Genomic DNA, 16,733 nt, shown 5'->3' with positions numbered 1-16,733 from the left:
TAACAAATACAAGACCAATTTTTTTCTAATAGTATAGCTTGTATTGATTGCCTCATGAGGCTTCTAGCGATCGCCCTCCCGGAAAGTGACAGAAGTGGGATACATTGAATTTTTCTCGCCGACTTAACTTATTTTCACACAAAAAACGGTAGAGCAATTAATACTCTACCGCTTTTTAAATTTTAAATCTGAGACTTAATTAATCCCAAATCCTAAATTTTACTCAACACCTTGGGGTAACAATTCTCGACGCTGTTCAGAACTAACTTGCACAACGCCATTCTCATCCACATCAACAAGGGCAGTATCGCCATCTTTAATGCGCCCAGACAGAATTTCTTCTGCTAGGCTATCTTCTAACAGGCGCATAATCGCTCGACGTAACGGCCTTGCGCCGTAGCTGGGACTGTAACCTTCAGTGATCAACCGATCCTTGAAGCGATCGGTGACTTCTAAGGTGATACCCTTTTCCGTCAGACGACCAAATACTTCCTTCAGCATAATTTCGGCAATTTGTGTTACCTCCGGCTTGCTCAACTGACGGAAGACGATAATTTCATCGAGTCGGTTGAGGAACTCTGGACGGAAGTACTGCTTCAATTCTTCGTTCACCAATGAGCGAATCCGGTTGTAAGTTGACTCGCTGGCATCTTCGGAGAACTCAAAGCCGATACCACTACCGCCTTTTTCAATTACCTTAGAACCAATGTTGGAAGTTAAAATCAGCAAGGTGTTTTTGAAGTCCACTGTGCGACCTTTGGCATCGGTTAACCGACCGTCTTCCAAAATTTGCAGCAGCATATTGAATACATCAGGGTGTGCTTTTTCGATTTCGTCGAACAACACCACGGTGTAAGGACGCCGCCGCACGGCTTCTGTCAGCTGACCACCTTCGTTATAGCCAACATAACCTGGAGGCGAACCAATCAGCTTGCTGACAGTGTGACGCTCCATGTATTCGGACATATCTAAGCGGATCATCGCTTCTTCCGAACCGAAGAAGTATGCAGCCAAGGACTTCGCCAACTCGGTTTTACCTACACCAGTCGGCCCAGAGAAGACAAAGCTAGCTATGGGTCGATTGGGATTTTTTAAACCAACACGAGCGCGACGAATTGCCCGTGAAACTGCTCTCACAGCTTCATCTTGACCGATTAAGCGCTGATGCAAGGTGTCTTCCATGTGCAGCAGCTTTTCAGATTCCGATTCGGTGAGTTTGTTCACCGGTACCCCAGTCCAGGAAGCGACAATGTGAGCAATGTCTTCTTCTGTAACTACAGGTTCATCACCTTCTGTGCCAGTTGCATTGGTCTTGCTTTGAGCGATTGCCCGAATTTCGGCTTTAATTTCCATCTCGCGATCGCGCAATTCTCCAGCTTTGTCAAAGTCTTGAGAGCGCACCGCATCATCTTTTTCTTTTAATATCTGACGCAGCTCTTTGTCTAACTCTTTGGCTGCGGGTGGCAGCTGGGAGTTAATCAAGCGCACCCTAGAACCTGCTTCATCAACCAAGTCGATGGCTTTATCTGGGAGGAAGCGATCGCTAATGTAACGATCTGATAACTTCGCCGCCGCTACCAATGCTTCGTCGGAGATTTTCAGTTTATGGTGTTGCTCGTAGCGTTCGCGCAGACCATATAAAATTTCAATTGTTTCATCAACTGTAGGTTCGCCAACCATTACTGGTTGGAAACGCCGCTCCAGTGCTGCATCTCGCTCGATGTGCTTCCGGTATTCATCTAGGGTTGTAGCACCAATGCACTGCAACTCACCCCTGGCCAAAGCTGGCTTGAGGATATTCGCTGCGTCAATCGCACCTTCTGCCGCACCCGCACCAATTAAGGTGTGTACCTCATCAATCACGAGAATAACGTTACCCGCAGAGCGGATTTCATCCATGATTTTTTTCAAGCGTTCTTCAAATTCACCCCGGTACTTGGTGCCTGCTACGAGCAAACCAATATCTAGGGTTACAACGCGTTTATCTTCTAGGATGTCAGGGATATCTTTAGCGGCAATGCGTGAAGCTAAACCTTCAGCGATCGCAGTTTTACCAACCCCTGGTTCCCCAATCAGCACTGGGTTATTTTTAGTCCGGCGACCCAAAATCTGGATCACTCGCTCAATTTCCTTGGCGCGTCCCACCACCGGATCGAGCTTATTGTCCATTGCCATCTGGGTCAGGTTTGAGCCAAATTCATCCAGAGTCGGGGTTTTTGTGCGCCCGGATGAACCGCCTGGTGAAACTTCGGCAGTTTCTCCCAACATGCGGATGACTTGTGTTCTTACCTTAGATAGATCCACACCGAGGTTTTCTAGCACCCTGGCTGCGACGCCTTCCCCTTCGCGGATTAAGCCCAACAGTAGATGCTCGGTACCAATGTAGTTATGCCCCAGTTGGCGTGCTTCTTCCAAGGAGAGTTCTAGAACTCGCTTTGCCCGTGGCGTAAACGGAATTTCCACGGCAACAAAGCCTGATCCCCGTCCGATAATTTTTTCAACTTCAATTCGGGCATCTTTGAGATTGACGCCCATTGATTTCAGCACCTTGGCGGCCACTCCAGTGCCTTCGCCAATCAAACCCAAGAGGATCTGCTCGGTTCCGACAAAGTTGTGACCTAAACGGCGGGCCTCTTCTTGGGCCAGCATGATTACCTTAATGGCTTTTTCTGTGAAGCGTTCAAACATGGCATTTTTCCCATCACCTGCGGTCGTGCCGGTATGCTGATTTTAGCACAGGCAAAGCTTTTGGATGCCTGTATAACAGATTATAGACATCCTGAAGCTATGACTTGGGTTGATCGGCTAATTTTTAACTATTGACTACTTCTATCTGGCTAGTGTACTGAGGAGCTTTAGTTCACCAGCCTTTTTGGGATTTATTACAAATAGCTGACTACTGAAGTTGAGAGTTTTTTACTTAATCCCAAACACTTATTTATAACATATCTTTTTTTGAATATCAAGCAAAAAATCGATTAATATATTTTTATTATAGAAATTTATGTTTACATAACTTATTTAAATATAAATAGACGCAGCAAAGTGGCATTTTTTTGCTGAAGCCGATCCCCAGCCCGGATAATTCAAAATTAATAATCCCGAACTACTTAGAAAGCAAGTGCCAAGAGGATTTGTCTAGGCGATCGCTGATCATGGAATGCCACTGGTTTAAAGTTACTTGAAATTTGGGGTATTGTAAATTTGGGAGCCAAAGAATCAGCGCATCCTCATCATTATCTTGGTAGTAACGCCGACGCCGCCCAGCTGTTTGAAAGCCAAATTTTTGATATAAAGATATAGCCCCCAAATTGGAAGCTCGCACTTCGAGGGTAGCTCGCTCCATTTTGCGATCGCAAGCTGTCTTAATTAGTGAATATAATAAAGCCGCACCCATTCCTTGACGGTGATATTGGGGATGAACTGCCAAAATTGTAATGTGGGCTTCGTCTAAAATTGACCAAAAGCAACCCATTCCCAGCAGTCTCGAATTAGAGACAGGGGAAAATAAACCCAGCAGATCGCTGTTGGGACTGTCCAACTCTCGTTGATAACCCTCCATTGTCCATAGACCGCCAAAACAGGCTTGATCGAGTTCCAACAATGCATTCAGATGCTCTGGAGTCAGTAATTGAATTTCTAAGTCTAATGAGATCACATTTATTGAATAAGATTACAAGTTCAGAAACCTACTCATATCTAGTCATTGCTAGACGGAGTTAGACAAGCTACATTCGTAATGGGTGAACCACTACAGGCACAAACGACAGTGCCTCTATTCCCTTGATCAAGTCGGGGATTACAAGTTTCCCGGTAAGCGTAAAGCGAGCGTGTCTTTAGACCGGAGAGTGTCAACGAAGAGGCTCTTGGATGGGGGCTAAAAGCTTGGGGAAATGACCCCATGCTTTTAGCTGTGAAGCTGCATCGGAACATGGGTCTGAGTCCCCCACTTCTTATAAGTGGTTCTCGTGGCTGTGGGGTCGAATCCCAATTCTGTTCTATCCCCGCTGCTAAGAGCTCCCTTGCCTCTTTTTCAATTTTCGCCCGATGTACCATCCAGTGAGAGAAAAACTTAAAGTCATCCCCAACTGGCAACAACGGCTGAGGGAATTTGTTGACCAACTTATATCAGACCTACCCAAAAATGACTAGCAATGGTTAGATATGGGTAGGAATTAAGTTATAGTTCCTTTCCCTTTGTAAACTGGGAATGGGGAGACGAACTCAAAGCCCGTAATTTGAACAAGGAAAACTTTTATAGTTATGGTATCGACTCACCCCACTGGGGTTCAACATTCTGGAAGTCAATATTTACCTCAAAGACACGACACCAGCGCAAATCCATCGCCTAATCAAGAACTTTTACCTTTGACTGCCAGAGTTCATCATCATGACCTCCTGGAAATTGGTGGGTGTGATGTGAAAACCCTAGTTGAGCAGTTTGGTTCACCTTTATATATTTTAGATGAAGAAACCCTGCGTTCGGCTTGTCAGCAATACCGAGATGCTTTTAAGCAATACTACAAGGGCGAATCTCAAGTATTGTACGCCTCAAAAGCTTGGAATTGTTTAGCAGTTTGTGCGATCGCTGCATCTCTTGGTTTAGGAATCGATGTAGTTTCTGGGGGCGAACTCTACACTGCCTTGCAAGCGGGTGTTAGTCCCAATAAAATCTACCTCCACGGAAATAATAAATCTCATCAAGAACTAATTTTAGCGATCGAGTCTGGTGTCACCATTGTGGCGGATAACTGGTATGAGTTGCGTACCCTTGTGGAAATAGCCCAACCCTCTCTTCCAATCCGCATCATGCTACGGCTAACTCCCGGTATCGAGTGTCACACCCACGAATATATTCGCACGGGACACTTAGATAGCAAATTTGGCTTTGATCCCAACGATCTAGATGAAGTTTTTACCTTTGTCAGTCAACAACCGGCCCTTAATTGCGTAGGAGTACACGCTCATATAGGTTCCCAAATTTTTGAGCGCCAACCGCATCAAGATTTGGCGGCTGTCATGGTGCAGTGGTTGCGGGATGCTGCAAAGTATGGTTTAAATATTACAGAATTAAATGTTGGTGGCGGTTTAGGGATTAAGTATATAGAATCAGACGATCCCCCTAGCATTGAAGAGTGGGTGAAGGGGATTTGTGAAGTCATCCAAGAAACTTGTGTAGCGGAAAATCTGCCTTTGCCGAAATTACTTAGTGAACCAGGGCGATCGCTAATTGCCACAGCTTGCGTCACTGCCTACACCGTCGGTTCATCCAAACATATCCCAGAAATTCGTACCTACGTAGCGATCGATGGAGGAATGTCTGACAATCCCCGCCCGATTACTTACCAATCAGTTTATCGGGCAGTGATTGCCAATAAAATGTCTTCTCCCTTAACCGAAACAGTCACAATTGCTGGTAAACATTGTGAATCAGGAGATATTCTGATTAAAAATGCCCTACTCCCAAAGACTGAACCAGGAGATATTCTGGTAGTTATGGGAACTGGTGCGTACAATTACAGTATGGCATCTAACTACAACCGCTTGCCCCGACCGGCAGCAGTTGTAGTGGCGAATGGCGAAGCAAATTTAATTTTGCAACGTGAAACTTATCAAGACTTAATTCGACAAGATCGCCTACCAGAAAGACTAAAGATTTAGTCATTTGTCCTTGGTGAGTCCAGCACTGCGGGAGGGTTTCCAACGCCAGTCGCTCATGGGGAAAACCCCCAAGACCGCGCTGGCTCCTTTGCAGGTGACTGGCGAACCCGGAGGGTCATTAGTCATTAGCCAGGAACTAATGACTAATGACTAATGACTAAATGTAATTAGAGGCAAAAGTGTAATCCAGATGTCATGAGAGATTGGTGGAAGCAATGGCTGGCAAACCTAGGATGGTCACAGTCCTTGCTACTTGGGACTCTGGATATTGTCTTAGTGCTGGCGCTGACGTACATGATACTAGTTATTATTAGTGAGCGCCGGACACTGTGGATGGTGCGGGGGTTTATTATTTTAATGCTAGCCTCAGCACTAAGTGCCAGATTAGGACTACTTCTGCTAAGTTTTGTACTAGAAAAGTTGGTGATTGGTTGTGCTGTGGCGATGGCAGTTGCGCTACAGTCAGAGTTTCGGCGGTTTTTGGAGCAATTGGGGCGGGGCGAATTCCGCCAGTTGTTTCAACCCGACCGTCTGGCAATTCCCAAATCTGATAGTGTAATTGATGAAATTGTCGAGGCTGTTAAAGAATTGTCAAAAAACCGCATTGGAGCTTTACTAATTTTGGAAACCACAGGGCCAATTGATGAGCGAGATTTTTCTGTGCCAGGAGTAAAGCTAAATGCGGAGGTTTCTAAGGAACTGATCCAAACAATTTTTCAGCCGAAAACTTTGTTACACGATGGAGCGACATTGATTCGTGGCTCACGCATCGTGTCATCGGGTATAATTTTACCACTTTCGGGACGCACAGCTTCGCGCCAGTTGGGAACACGCCACCGGGCGGCAATGGGAATTACTGAGCGGGTCGAAAATTGCATTTGTGTCGTTGTATCTGAAGAAACGGGTTCCATTTCTTTAGCGGAACGGGGAACCCTCAATAGACCACTGACGATTAAGAAGCTGAAAGAGTCATTAGAGGCTCTTTTGTCCCCAACCGTGGATAGGGAAGCTGTTGCTCCTGGTCTGTTGAGTTTTGTTCATCAGATAGGTGGGAAGACACTAGCACTGGTTTCACGTTTACTCGGATTACCATCGACCGCTTCTCGAGATAAAAAATGACAGGACAACAAACTAAACTGCAAGATTTGCCTACTGACTTAAAACGAGAACTATTGCCCCAGCACGTTGCGGTGATTATGGATGGTAATGGTCGATGGGCTAAACGTCAGGGTCTACCCCGGATTATGGGTCATAAGCGAGGAGTAGATGCTCTCAAGGATTTACTTCGCTGTTGTCAAGATTGGGGAATTCAAGCGCTGACAGCTTATGCTTTCTCGACAGAGAACTGGAAAAGACCACAGGAAGAGGTGGATTTTTTGATGACTCTGTTTCAAAGAGTTTTGCGCCAAGAACTGCGGGAAATGGTCGAAGAGAATGTGCAAATTAAGTTTGTGGGAAATTTGCAAGACTTGCCACGATCGCTCCAACAAGAAATATCCCGTTCAATGGCAGAAACCAAGGATAATCGCGGTATCCGGTTTTCGGTAGCAACTAATTATGGCGGACGCCAGGAGATTTTACAAGCTTGTCAGGCGATCGCCAAGCAAGTTCAGCAAGGTTTGCTACAACCCGATGAAATTGATGAACAGGTGTTTGAGAGCCACTTGTACACAGCAGGAATTACTGACCCAGATTTGTTAATTCGCACCAGTGGAGAAATGCGCCTCTCAAATTTCCTTCTTTGGCAAATGGCCTATGGGGAAATTTATATCACCGATACTCTCTGGCCCGATTTTGACCGGGCTGAGTTTCATCACGCCTTGTGTGCCTACCAGCAACGGGAGCGGCGGTTTGGGAAAGTGTAAATTTACCTTAAACAGCAAGAAGGCTCACACCGTAATCTCTGATTCGGTGTTGAAATGAATTACTATTTAAGGTAATTGTCTATTGAGAGGCTACCGATACCAGGTAAAATTTCATCACGTCCTCGTCCGAGATGAGGGAACTGAGCAATTTGGGCAAATTTCGCGTCCACCTTACTCAAAAAACCCTCAGACTGAGCCAAGTCAGATTGTCTAGCAATGTAATCCGCTATCTGCTCGATATCTTGAATTGCGGGTTTGGTAAGGCGATATTGTGGGGTCATGCTTCGTCTGAAACACCGTAGCGCCATCGCACATTGGCGCGAATTTGAGCCATTGCAGTCGAGCCATCAACAACTTCGCCCCGCCCGGACGCTTCCCACCCAATACGCGCTTCTTGTTGTAGGTATTGCAATCGTCCTTGATAGATATCTTCTTGCTGTTCTAGGAGTTTTATGCCTGCAAGAATAACTGCGATCGCGTTCTGATACTTACCGCTACTGAGTTGGCGTTTAACTAGGGCTTCTACTTCAGGTGGCAGAACGATTTGCATGGATTTTTGTCGGAGTAGGAGTAACTTTAATTGTAAGCGATCGCTTTTGGTGGGTGCTTTTGTTAGCTATACCTACTTTAGAAGATTGGCGATCATGTTGGAAGCGATCGCTTCTCTCGACAATGGCAGCGATGCCTACGGCGGTAAACTACGCACCTCAACTCAAACGATGAGCGATCGCATTTTGGTAAAATAAACGGGTTAAGTATTTGTTAGATGTGGTTATGCCAGAGGTTACACGGTTCTATGGAATTGTGATTAAAGTATTCTTTGGTGATCACCCTCCACCTCATTTTCATGCAATTTATGGCGAGTACAATGCGTTATTCAGCATTGAATCACTTGAAATCATAGAAGGAGATTTGCCAAATCGAGCACAAAAGCTAGTTCTAGAGTGGGCAACTTTATATCAGCAAGAACTGTTGCAAATGTGGAATACCCAAGAGTTTCGTAAGCTACCTCCTTTGGAGTAAATTTAGGTTAGGAGCAGTTATGTTGTATCCCCGAATTCATCAAGCCAAAGCAATCAATGATACTACTCTAGTCATTGAATTTACCAATCAAGAGGTGAAACAATACGATGTTCGTCATCTCTTAGATACTCCAATGTTTTTTCCACTTCGACAACCTGCTTTTTTTAAGAACTTTCAGGTCGAGCAAGGGGGCTATGGGATTGTATGGAATCAGGAGATTGATCTTAGCGAGTATGAGCTTTGGAAGAATGGTGTGTCCTTGATGGAGAGTGAAGACAAGGCTGGCGATCGCATTCAGCAGTCATAGTGCTATCGCTCTCACCTCTGACTTTTTTCTTTGGCACTCTCGTAGGATGCCTTAGCGAAGCTACAAGATCGGCGATCGCACTACAATTTAATAAACTGAATGATGGCTATTGATATGGTATCGATTCCTATCACCCTAGAACAACTCATTACGGCTGTACAACAGTTGCAACCAGACGAACGGGCACAGGTTGCCAGAGCCTTGGTTCTAGTGGATTTACATTCAGATTTGACCGCTTTAATTCAAGAACTTTTTGCTCAACCCCTCGTTGATGACATTACAGACGATAATATCATGGCTGAAATTAAGGCTGTGCGCGAGCAATCTTACCAAGCATGACGTTCCGAGTAGTCATCGATACTAACATTTGGATTCGCATTTTGCTGAAAGGGCGAGTTACATTGCCCATCTTGGAAGCATTTAATCAGAACAAATTCCAGTTGGTGATGAGTCAACCCCTAATGGAAGAACTCCATCTAGTTTGGAATCGCCCCCGGTTAAGAGAACGGATTGACCCAAGTATTGCTATTCACCTTGAACAGTAGTTGCAGTAAGTACCGAGCAATATGGATTGAGTTGCAAACACTTCCTCCTAATTGTCGAGATCCAAAAGATTTAGTTGTGCTTGCTACGGCTATTGATGGCAAAGCGGAGATTATTGTGTCTGCGGATGATGATTTACGTGCTGATGATGAATTGAGGGCGGTAATGGCAACTTATGGCATCCGATTGCTGGGTGTTCATTCTTTCTTGAAATATCTGGATGAAAGAGATTGGTAAACCAAAGCCCCGTGTTGGGTTCCTCAGTGTCCAAGTCCTTAGTGAGAGAAGGGAAGAATCTGAAAGTTATTGCGGCTTGATTTCCGTACCCTTTTTACGGTGAACTGTACTCAGCACTTCCTTATGGCCCAGAAAACACAGCTTGTTCTATATCATCCCGACTAAGGGAATATTTGAATGAGCGTTGGATATCTTGTCCATTTTCCCCAGATTGGACATATCGCACTACGATTTGCTCAACATCAAGCCATAGTTCGGCTTGCCAACTGGGCTGCTGTATATGCCAGCAATGCCTCTGTGTTTCGTCTTGTTGACAACCTTGGTCTTTTAGCCACTGTTCAATTTGTGGTAGAGGATGATTATATAGGGGAGTATCAGAGGGAAGAAGAGGCATAGGAATTTTAGATTTTGGATTTTGGACTTCGGCTTCTCTACGAGACGCTCTTCGCGTTCGCTCAGTCGAATGATTTTGGATTAGGGAATTTTTTAATTTTTAATTATCATTAGTTGCAACACATGGATAAGATGCTGTTGTACAGATGGAGTTGGCTGTAGCAAATGGGTTTGGAAAGCAGCATCGCCACGGGTTAAGCCGATGGCAACTGCTAATAATAGACAACCTACAAATGTTAACACCAGCATAAATAAAGCAAAGATTTCGCCAGATGAGAGGGGGCGATCGCTCGGATCGAGGTAAGCTGATTTTGACCAGTCATGAGAACGCGAGACGGGATGATTCAAATCAGCAGGTGGTTGAATCACTCCAAAGCGGGAATAGCCAATTTTTAAATCGTACCTTAACCGATGTTCTGGATGGCTAAGGGTGGCGTAGGCTTCGTTGATTTCCTGAAATTTGGGAGTGGCGATCGCAGTCGGCAAATCTGTAGTATCAGGATGATAGCGTTTGCTCAGTTGCCGATAAGCGCGGCGAATGTCGATTACCGATGCCGAGGGATGCAGTCCTAGCAGGGAGTAATAAGTTGGTTTACTGCTTTGTGGTATTGCCCCGTTGTGATTCACGGCTGTTTGAGTCACTTTGGTCAAAGAGATTTTTTATATTTTAAATCCTTTATGAATTAGAGAACACAGAAGAAGACACAGCAGTTAACAATTCAAAATTCAAAAATAAAATATCAACCTCCCAAATTCGCACTAGAGCCGCAATCAGGAGCATTTCCAGCCTCTAGATTTTAAAGCTATTTTATGGATTGCAGCTACCATCCGTACAGTATGACGATTCATAAGTATTAGAACGCTTACCGAAGAGTGCATAGCGATGATCGCGGATTTGTTCGTAAAAGCGATCGCCTACCCATTTCATCCCCGGTAAGGCTCGATAAGTGTCTACAAATATATTTCCTACTGGCAATAACCGCCCCATCTCTTCTGCTGCGTTACTACCTTGCCAACGTCTCTGAGGTTCATTGCCATCAATTAAAATAACCCCCTGTTCACAGTCTTGGGCTGTAATTCCCCACTGCAAAAGTGTCTGCTCATCTTGCATGGGAGCGTAGCGAAATAACTTTCCCTTGTCTAAGGTTTCTAGCAATTGCACTAGGGTAACGCAGAGATTACAATTCCCATCGTAGATTATGTAGTAATTCATAGAAATAACGGCTCTTTTGCAATGATAATTAAACAGGACTTACGCAAAAAAGTTCTGAAGTAGCGGTAATTCATGAATTACCGCTATGACAAATCAGGTTTTTGAGAGAATTTTGCGTAAGTTCTATTAAATTAACACTAGACTCTTGATTTGGCGTTGCTGAATTAAAATATGAATTATGCGATCGCCTCAACCTTGCGGGCGCTATACGCCCGCAGCGCTACTGAGCCATACCCAAGATAATGTATTACCAACTGAATTGAATACCTCAATATTTTTACGGATTTAGAATCACAAAAAGTCTTGCGATGGAGTCGAGCGAGATAATGTCTTAAACGACAGTTTTCTCCTTCAACTCTTGTCATATATGTCTTGCTAACAATGTGATCTTCATTACTAATAAAAATTGGGTAAACAGGATACCCGTCTGTTATGTAGAAATAAGAATGCCAACATCTTATTATCAACCACAAATATTTAAAAGTTTTTGCACTTCTATCCCCCATAACCCAAGCTATAATTCCTGGAACACTATGGTTTACGTCCGTCCACAGCCAAACTTTGTTTTTTTTTCCAATAAAAGTTTCTAGCTCATCAACTTCTGTAACTTCGGGGATTTCGCTCCTACTGGATGTATAGGTTATTGCACTACCAACCTCTCTTACCCAATTGATTACTGTGGTATGATGCACTTTTTTGACTCTTTCTATCGCACGAAAACCCAAACCATTTACATACATTTCTAGACACTCACATTTAAAATCTTCGGAATATCCTTTCGGTTCATAGGCATCAATAAACTGACGGCCACATTGAACACATATGTAGTTTTGTTTACTACGTTGCCGACCATTCTTACGGGTGTGAGTTGATGCACATTTTGGACATTGCATAGCGATCGCCCTAATTCATATTTCTATTCTGCAACGCCGAAAATTTTAGATGAATGATTTCCTGTAACGCGAGTGAGGATATTATTAATACTATTAATGTTGCCGATAAAATTCCAGTGACGCTAGGTGAAGTCAGGTCGTGGTCAGTACCAAATTAACGTGAGGGAATAAAAGATGATGACTACAGAGCAGTTTACGATATTGCATTTAAAGCGATCGCCCTTCTTATAAAGACGAAAGTTTGTGTCCATTCGGCGACGTACCAACCTAATGGAATTCAGCTTGGATGACTAGTCGAGCATTTTGTAAGTTAGAGAGGGAGCAACGCGAAAAAGTCAGATCGGGCTTTAGTTCTGAATTACACCCCTATATTCTCAAAAAAACTTGGTTTTTTAGTTGCGATCGCATCCTGAAACAAGCTGTATACGTCCCAGGTTTTAGCACCTCACAAAATCGCGTTGCTCCCGTTAGAGAAACGCTTCTACCTTATCCCTGATTTTTGATTCGATAACTACTTTCAATTCAGAAACGGAGTCTATAGTCATCATGTCTTTAAAAACCTACACAGTTTGCTTTAGCGGAACTGACTGCACGCGAGACGAGGGAGAAGAGACGCGCCCTGGGAACCCTGGGAGTGACAAGAGAATATACTGTAGCGATACGGGTTACATCCCGGTGCGGATTCACATGGAGATTTCCGGCACCCTTAGCGCAACAGACCCAAGCGTCACCGTAAGAGGTGTAGGTGAAAACGACTGGCACCAACCAAGGGATAATAGCGAGCCTCTCCGCTTTGATGGCCCGCTCAAGGCTCCAGATGACCTGCGAAGCTACGTCAAAGGATACTCAGGCGGTGACCAGCGGTCCCCCGGATGGGCCGAGGCGACTGGGTGGGCGGCTGCTGCCCTTGCGTTGCATGGTGCAAACTTCGCGGTCGCCAGTGAGGCTCAGCAGTATAATTTTATCGGGCACAGCCGCGGCGCAGTTGAATGTATCATGGCAGCCTGGTTTCTCTATGCTTACGGCCCCCGAGACATCCCCATCAACATATTTGCGATTGACCCCGTTCCTGGCACAGGAGAATGGTATGGAATACTAACCCAACTGCCTCCCAACGTCGCCAATTATGTCGGAGTCTACGCGTGGGATCATTGTGGCTGGCTTACGGACAAACCTTTTATGGCATTAGTTCCACGGCCCAATGGTCAGATGACCGGGCAACTTCAAAAGGGAGAACTGGGGAGTTCGTGGAAATCTCTCGCTGACAACTGCCAACTAGCCGATCCGCTAGCCCCTAGTAACGTACCACAACCCCAGAGATACGAACTCTATGCGTGCCGGGGAAGGCATAGTACTGTCGCGGGAAGTACCACTGCTGATGCCCAATACGACCCTAACAATGTCAGCGAGAGTGTCGCGCCGGTTCCGAAACTAATTTACAAACTTGCCAGAACCTACCTGAATAACTGGGGAACGATATTTCCCAAGGAGTGTGTAGTCAAAGAAACCGAAACACAACTGAGCGAAAAAATCCGTACAGATCGCCGAGAATTCGATGCCATGGGTGGCGGTGTACCCCGAACAAGCATCAAGCCATACCGACCTTATGTGCGACGAGTATCGTCCATCTCGGGGAGAAACACCTTTGATAGTTACTACATGGATGACGTGGTGGGGGATCCTCCAGATAAATTGGTCTATCCTGTAACTGACCAACGGGAGAATGCGGGTTGGGTGAAATGGAAATTTTTAGGCTTTCCTGAGAAGTAATGATTTTTCGGCGGAAGAATCAGCCTTTGAAGTGTCAATACCATTCGTAATTCAGCAACGCCCTTGATTTTTTACTAACAATGACTTCCCTACAAAATCAAATTATTTTGATCACTGGTGCAAGTAGTGGTATTGGTACTGCTTGTGCAAGAATCTTCGCTGGAGCAGGTGCAAAACTGATCTTAGCAGCACGACGGTTAGAACGTTTGCAGCAGCTAGGAGATACTCTCAATAAAGATTTTAGTACTGAAATTCATTTGTTACAGCTAGATGTGCGCGATCGCAACGCTGTTGAAGAAGCCATTTCTACTCTACCCCGCGCCTGGTCTGACATCGACATTCTGATTAATAATGCTGGTCTAAGTCGTGGTTTAGACAAGTTGCACGAAGGCAACTTTCAAGACTGGGAAGACATGATTGATACTAACATTAAGGGTTTACTTTATCTTTCCCGCTATGTTATTCCTGGAATGGTGAGTCGCGATCGCGGTCATGTGATAAATTTAGGTTCCATTGCTGGACATCAAACCTATCCCGGTGGCAATGTCTACTGTGCTACCAAAGCTGCTGTGAGAGTAATTTCTGAAGGTTTAAAACAAGACCTATTGGGAACGCGGGTACGTGTAACTTCTGTTGACCCTGGTATGGTAGAAACGGAATTTAGCGAGGTGCGCTTTCACGGAGATACTGAACGCGCCAACAAAGTCTACCAGGGAATTACACCCCTGAGAGCAGATGATGTGGCTGATGTGATATTTTTCTGCGTGACGCGATCGCCCCATGTCAATATTAATGAAGTTGTGCTGATGCCTGTTGACCAAGCTAGCGCTACTCTAGTTAATCGGCGAACAGAAAAGTAACCCATCTTAATATACTTGGACTATTTCGTATAAGCCAATCCAATGTTATTCGCATCTTGATTGCTGACGCTCATCCGATTTTAGGACAAGCTTTTACAATGTTTCTCGAATGTGAGCCAGATATGACCGTAGTCGGCTATACTTGCAACGAGCGAGAAGCGCTAGAATTTTTCCGCCAACATCAGCCCGACATAGCACTGATGGATTTGCAGATGGAAGGTGCTGATGCGATCGCTGCCATCTGTGCTAAGTTTAAATACGCGCGGATTATTGTGTTGATCACCTTTGATGGCAATTTTCCCTATTGACGAAACTATACGTATAAATAAGCATTATTTAAAACAGGAGTCAAGGGTTTAAAACTAGCACGCACTTTTAGTAATATGGTAATGGGGTTAAAGCAGGTGATATCTAGGACGGGCTATTCGGCGTCGCACTCCAAAAATCATACTTTTATAAAGGCGATCGCAACTCAAGTAACCTCTCTACCTTGATTTAAATGGATTCACAATTTCTAATTGACCAGCTACTATTAACCCATTCGGCATATCTTCAGAATAAAGAATACTTGCTCTTGCGGAGAGCGCACAAGCAACAATTAAACCATCCCAAAAAGAAAAATTATATCGACTGCGGATATCCGATGCAGATTCAAAAATATTTAAGTTAAACTCTACCATAGTACAGCGACGATAAAGAGACTGAATCACAGCTTTGATTTGCTCTTCGTTAAAGACTGCTTTTTTCAGTAAATTAGCAGAAACCTCATTCACAACCTGCGTACTGATAATTATTCCTTCATCCGACGTAGTTGAAATAGCAATATTACGCTTTCTGTCTCTTTCTGCAACTTCTATCTTTTTGTGATCAAATAGACGATAGAGCCAAACATTCGTATCAATAAAATATAGAACAGCAGTCATAACTAATGACTATAAATTTCCTCACGGGCGAGTACACCATTCACTTGAACAGGATTATCAGTCAATTCATCAATTATGTCTTTTTTTGGAAATGATTTTTTATTCACCAAAACAATTACTTTAATATCATCTCCTTCCCTGAGTTCTTGTTTATACTCATCGGGAATCTGAATTAAACCATTTTGAATCTTTGCTTGAAACTCTAGCGCATTTAACATCATATTCATAATCTCGTCAAGGCGATGTCTGACGACAAGAAGCAAAGCTTCTACGCACTTCTGAATCATAAGGTTTTTGAAAGCGCTGATTGTACCACTCCCATATTCTTCGTCACATCGCTTTGAGTATGTCCAAGAGATTCTGGAACCTACACTTAACGAGGCAGGATATCATCTAGGCGAAGTTGGAGACGAGGCAAAAGCGGTGAGTTAATTAATTGGTTTAGCCGATATTTTTGTTGAGTATAGGTATCTTCAACCAGTTGACAGATAGTAAAGGTAGGTTGTTTGGGTTTACCAATGAATGCCATACCGCCTAATCCTCGATAATCTACAATCCAATATTCAGGAATGCCTAAGAGCGCATATTCCTCAACCTTGCGAGCATAGTCAGTTTCCCAGTTGCTACTAACGACTTCAACCACCAGTTGAATCGAACGTCCCAGCGTAATTACGGCTTCTCGCTCCCAAAGTGGTTCACGGTGGAGAACGGTTTCATCCAGAACTACGACATCAGGACGACGAGCTGTAGCTGCATCTGCAAATGGGTAAATTAAACAAGTGCGAGGAATAAACCAGGGGAGTTGTTCTGCAACAAGGTAGATCCCAATTTGGGTTGCAAGTTTGCCACTCACTGTTTCGTGCGGGCCAGTGAGTTCCATGTCAATTAGTTCTCCATCTGCCAGTTCATAGCGGGGATTATCTCGATATTGAGAGAGAAAATCTTCAAAGGTAAGGGTTTTTGGGGAGATATATGTCATTGAGTCAATCTCCTGAAGGCAGACTTGTTTAGATTATATTTCTTTAATTTTGAATTTTGAAATACT

General features: G+C 44.3%; 24 protein-coding genes. 13 read left to right on the top strand and 11 right to left on the bottom strand.

The window, feature by feature from the left end; all coding sequences use genetic code 11:
- Positions 1 to 219: 219 nt before the first annotated feature.
- Together V7K36_RS19820 and rimI are read right to left on the bottom strand one after the other, a co-directional pair.
- Positions 220 to 2,688, bottom strand: coding sequence for an ATP-dependent Clp protease ATP-binding subunit (locus V7K36_RS19820; protein ID WP_335118498.1), 2,469 nt, complete (start codon positions 2,686 to 2,688; stop codon positions 220 to 222).
- Positions 2,689 to 3,106: 418 nt separating this feature from the next.
- On the bottom strand, positions 3,107 to 3,658 hold the full coding sequence (rimI, locus tag V7K36_RS19815; RefSeq protein ID WP_335118496.1) for a ribosomal protein S18-alanine N-acetyltransferase: 552 nt from the start codon (positions 3,656 to 3,658) through the stop codon (positions 3,107 to 3,109).
- 605 nt (positions 3,659 to 4,263) lie between these two features.
- Between rimI and lysA the strand changes: the two genes are divergently transcribed.
- The 3 genes from lysA to V7K36_RS19800 all read left to right on the top strand — a co-directional run bounded on the left by lysA (position 4,264) and on the right by V7K36_RS19800 (position 7,526).
- The gene (gene lysA, locus V7K36_RS19810; protein ID WP_335118494.1) at positions 4,264 to 5,661 is read left to right on the top strand and encodes a diaminopimelate decarboxylase; all 1,398 of its coding nucleotides are present in this window, start codon (positions 4,264 to 4,266) and stop codon (positions 5,659 to 5,661) included.
- Positions 5,662 to 5,856: 195 nt separating this feature from the next.
- Positions 5,857 to 6,780 carry a diadenylate cyclase CdaA gene (gene cdaA, locus V7K36_RS19805; protein WP_335118493.1) on the top strand — a complete coding sequence of 308 codons (924 nt, stop codon included), beginning with the start codon at positions 5,857 to 5,859 and terminating at the stop codon, positions 6,778 to 6,780.
- A complete protein-coding gene (locus tag V7K36_RS19800) occupies positions 6,777 to 7,526 on the top strand; it encodes an isoprenyl transferase (protein WP_335118491.1) in 750 nt (249 codons plus the stop codon). The genes cdaA and V7K36_RS19800 overlap by 4 nt, the downstream gene beginning before the upstream one ends.
- Positions 7,527 to 7,588: 62 nt before the next feature.
- Here the strand turns inward: V7K36_RS19800 and V7K36_RS19795 are convergent, their stop codons facing one another.
- Positions 7,589 to 7,807: a type II toxin-antitoxin system RelE/ParE family toxin gene (locus V7K36_RS19795; RefSeq protein WP_335118489.1), complete on the bottom strand. Its 219-nt coding sequence runs from the start codon at positions 7,805 to 7,807 to the stop codon at positions 7,589 to 7,591.
- The gene (locus tag V7K36_RS19790; RefSeq protein WP_335118487.1) at positions 7,804 to 8,076 is read right to left on the bottom strand and encodes a ribbon-helix-helix domain-containing protein; all 273 of its coding nucleotides are present in this window, start codon (positions 8,074 to 8,076) and stop codon (positions 7,804 to 7,806) included. Before V7K36_RS19790 ends, V7K36_RS19795 begins: the two co-directional genes overlap by 4 nt.
- Between V7K36_RS19790 and V7K36_RS19785 the strand changes: the two genes are divergently transcribed.
- From V7K36_RS19785 to V7K36_RS19760, 6 genes are all read left to right on the top strand, one after another.
- Entirely contained in the window at positions 8,075 to 8,272 is a 198-nt protein-coding gene (locus V7K36_RS19785) for a hypothetical protein (RefSeq protein ID WP_335118485.1), read from the top strand. The two genes, V7K36_RS19790 and V7K36_RS19785, sit on opposite strands and share 2 nt — an antisense overlap.
- A gap of 28 nt (positions 8,273 to 8,300) precedes the next feature.
- Positions 8,301 to 8,549 (top strand): type II toxin-antitoxin system toxin DhiT, encoded by a 249-nt coding sequence (gene dhiT / locus V7K36_RS19780; RefSeq protein WP_335118482.1) that lies wholly within the window; start codon positions 8,301 to 8,303, stop codon positions 8,547 to 8,549.
- 19 nt (positions 8,550 to 8,568) lie between these two features.
- A complete protein-coding gene (locus V7K36_RS19775) occupies positions 8,569 to 8,856 on the top strand; it encodes a DUF2442 domain-containing protein (protein WP_335118480.1) in 288 nt (95 codons plus the stop codon).
- A 99-nt stretch (positions 8,857 to 8,955) separates the two neighbouring features.
- Complete coding sequence (locus V7K36_RS19770) at positions 8,956 to 9,195, top strand: hypothetical protein (protein WP_335118478.1); 240 nt, start codon at positions 8,956 to 8,958, stop codon at positions 9,193 to 9,195.
- Entirely contained in the window at positions 9,192 to 9,401 is a 210-nt protein-coding gene (locus V7K36_RS19765; RefSeq protein WP_335118475.1) for a putative toxin-antitoxin system toxin component, PIN family, read from the top strand. Before V7K36_RS19770 ends, V7K36_RS19765 begins: the two co-directional genes overlap by 4 nt.
- Before the next feature lie 31 nt (positions 9,402 to 9,432).
- A complete protein-coding gene (locus V7K36_RS19760; RefSeq protein WP_335118473.1) occupies positions 9,433 to 9,636 on the top strand; it encodes a PIN domain-containing protein in 204 nt (67 codons plus the stop codon).
- A gap of 121 nt (positions 9,637 to 9,757) precedes the next feature.
- Here the strand turns inward: V7K36_RS19760 and V7K36_RS19755 are convergent, their stop codons facing one another.
- From V7K36_RS19755 to V7K36_RS19740, 4 genes are all read right to left on the bottom strand, one after another.
- Positions 9,758 to 10,030, bottom strand: a complete 273-nt coding sequence (locus V7K36_RS19755) for a DUF3143 domain-containing protein (protein WP_335118471.1) — start codon at positions 10,028 to 10,030, stop codon at positions 9,758 to 9,760.
- Positions 10,031 to 10,122: 92 nt separating this feature from the next.
- Complete coding sequence (locus V7K36_RS19750; RefSeq protein ID WP_335118502.1) at positions 10,123 to 10,638, bottom strand: J domain-containing protein; 516 nt, start codon at positions 10,636 to 10,638, stop codon at positions 10,123 to 10,125.
- Between the two features lie 199 nt (positions 10,639 to 10,837).
- The gene (locus V7K36_RS19745) at positions 10,838 to 11,242 is read right to left on the bottom strand and encodes a thiol-disulfide oxidoreductase DCC family protein (RefSeq protein WP_335118469.1); all 405 of its coding nucleotides are present in this window, start codon (positions 11,240 to 11,242) and stop codon (positions 10,838 to 10,840) included.
- Positions 11,243 to 11,418: 176 nt separating this feature from the next.
- A complete protein-coding gene (locus V7K36_RS19740; RefSeq protein ID WP_335118467.1) occupies positions 11,419 to 12,135 on the bottom strand; it encodes an IS1 family transposase in 717 nt (238 codons plus the stop codon).
- Positions 12,136 to 12,421: 286 nt separating this feature from the next.
- Here V7K36_RS19740 and V7K36_RS19735 point away from each other — a divergent pair, with 286 nt between their 5' ends.
- The 4 genes from V7K36_RS19735 (at position 12,422) to V7K36_RS19720 (ending at position 15,073) form a co-directional block, all read left to right on the top strand.
- Positions 12,422 to 12,631: a hypothetical protein gene (locus V7K36_RS19735; RefSeq protein WP_335118465.1), complete on the top strand. Its 210-nt coding sequence runs from the start codon at positions 12,422 to 12,424 to the stop codon at positions 12,629 to 12,631.
- Between the two features lie 683 nt (positions 12,632 to 13,314).
- The gene (locus V7K36_RS19730; RefSeq protein ID WP_335118463.1) at positions 13,315 to 13,905 is read left to right on the top strand and encodes a hypothetical protein; all 591 of its coding nucleotides are present in this window, start codon (positions 13,315 to 13,317) and stop codon (positions 13,903 to 13,905) included.
- An 80-nt stretch (positions 13,906 to 13,985) separates the two neighbouring features.
- A complete protein-coding gene (locus V7K36_RS19725; protein ID WP_335118461.1) occupies positions 13,986 to 14,765 on the top strand; it encodes an SDR family oxidoreductase in 780 nt (259 codons plus the stop codon).
- A 56-nt stretch (positions 14,766 to 14,821) separates the two neighbouring features.
- On the top strand, positions 14,822 to 15,073 hold the full coding sequence (locus tag V7K36_RS19720) for a response regulator (RefSeq protein ID WP_335118459.1): 252 nt from the start codon (positions 14,822 to 14,824) through the stop codon (positions 15,071 to 15,073).
- A gap of 177 nt (positions 15,074 to 15,250) precedes the next feature.
- Here the strand turns inward: V7K36_RS19720 and V7K36_RS19715 are convergent, their stop codons facing one another.
- The 3 genes from V7K36_RS19715 to V7K36_RS19705 all read right to left on the bottom strand — a co-directional run bounded on the left by V7K36_RS19715 (position 15,251) and on the right by V7K36_RS19705 (position 16,667).
- Positions 15,251 to 15,688, bottom strand: a complete 438-nt coding sequence (locus V7K36_RS19715; RefSeq protein ID WP_335118456.1) for a PIN domain-containing protein — start codon at positions 15,686 to 15,688, stop codon at positions 15,251 to 15,253.
- Between the two features lie 2 nt (positions 15,689 to 15,690).
- The gene (locus V7K36_RS19710) at positions 15,691 to 15,975 is read right to left on the bottom strand and encodes a hypothetical protein (protein WP_335118454.1); all 285 of its coding nucleotides are present in this window, start codon (positions 15,973 to 15,975) and stop codon (positions 15,691 to 15,693) included.
- Between the two features lie 86 nt (positions 15,976 to 16,061).
- Positions 16,062 to 16,667, bottom strand: coding sequence for a Uma2 family endonuclease (locus V7K36_RS19705; RefSeq protein WP_335118452.1), 606 nt, complete (start codon positions 16,665 to 16,667; stop codon positions 16,062 to 16,064).
- Between the last annotated feature and the right edge of the window lie 66 nt (positions 16,668 to 16,733).

Source organism: Nostoc sp., from assembly GCF_036919555.1.
Taxonomy (GTDB): domain Bacteria; phylum Cyanobacteriota; class Cyanobacteriia; order Cyanobacteriales; family Nostocaceae; genus Nostoc.
This window is presented reverse-complemented; position numbering and strand designations above follow the sequence as displayed.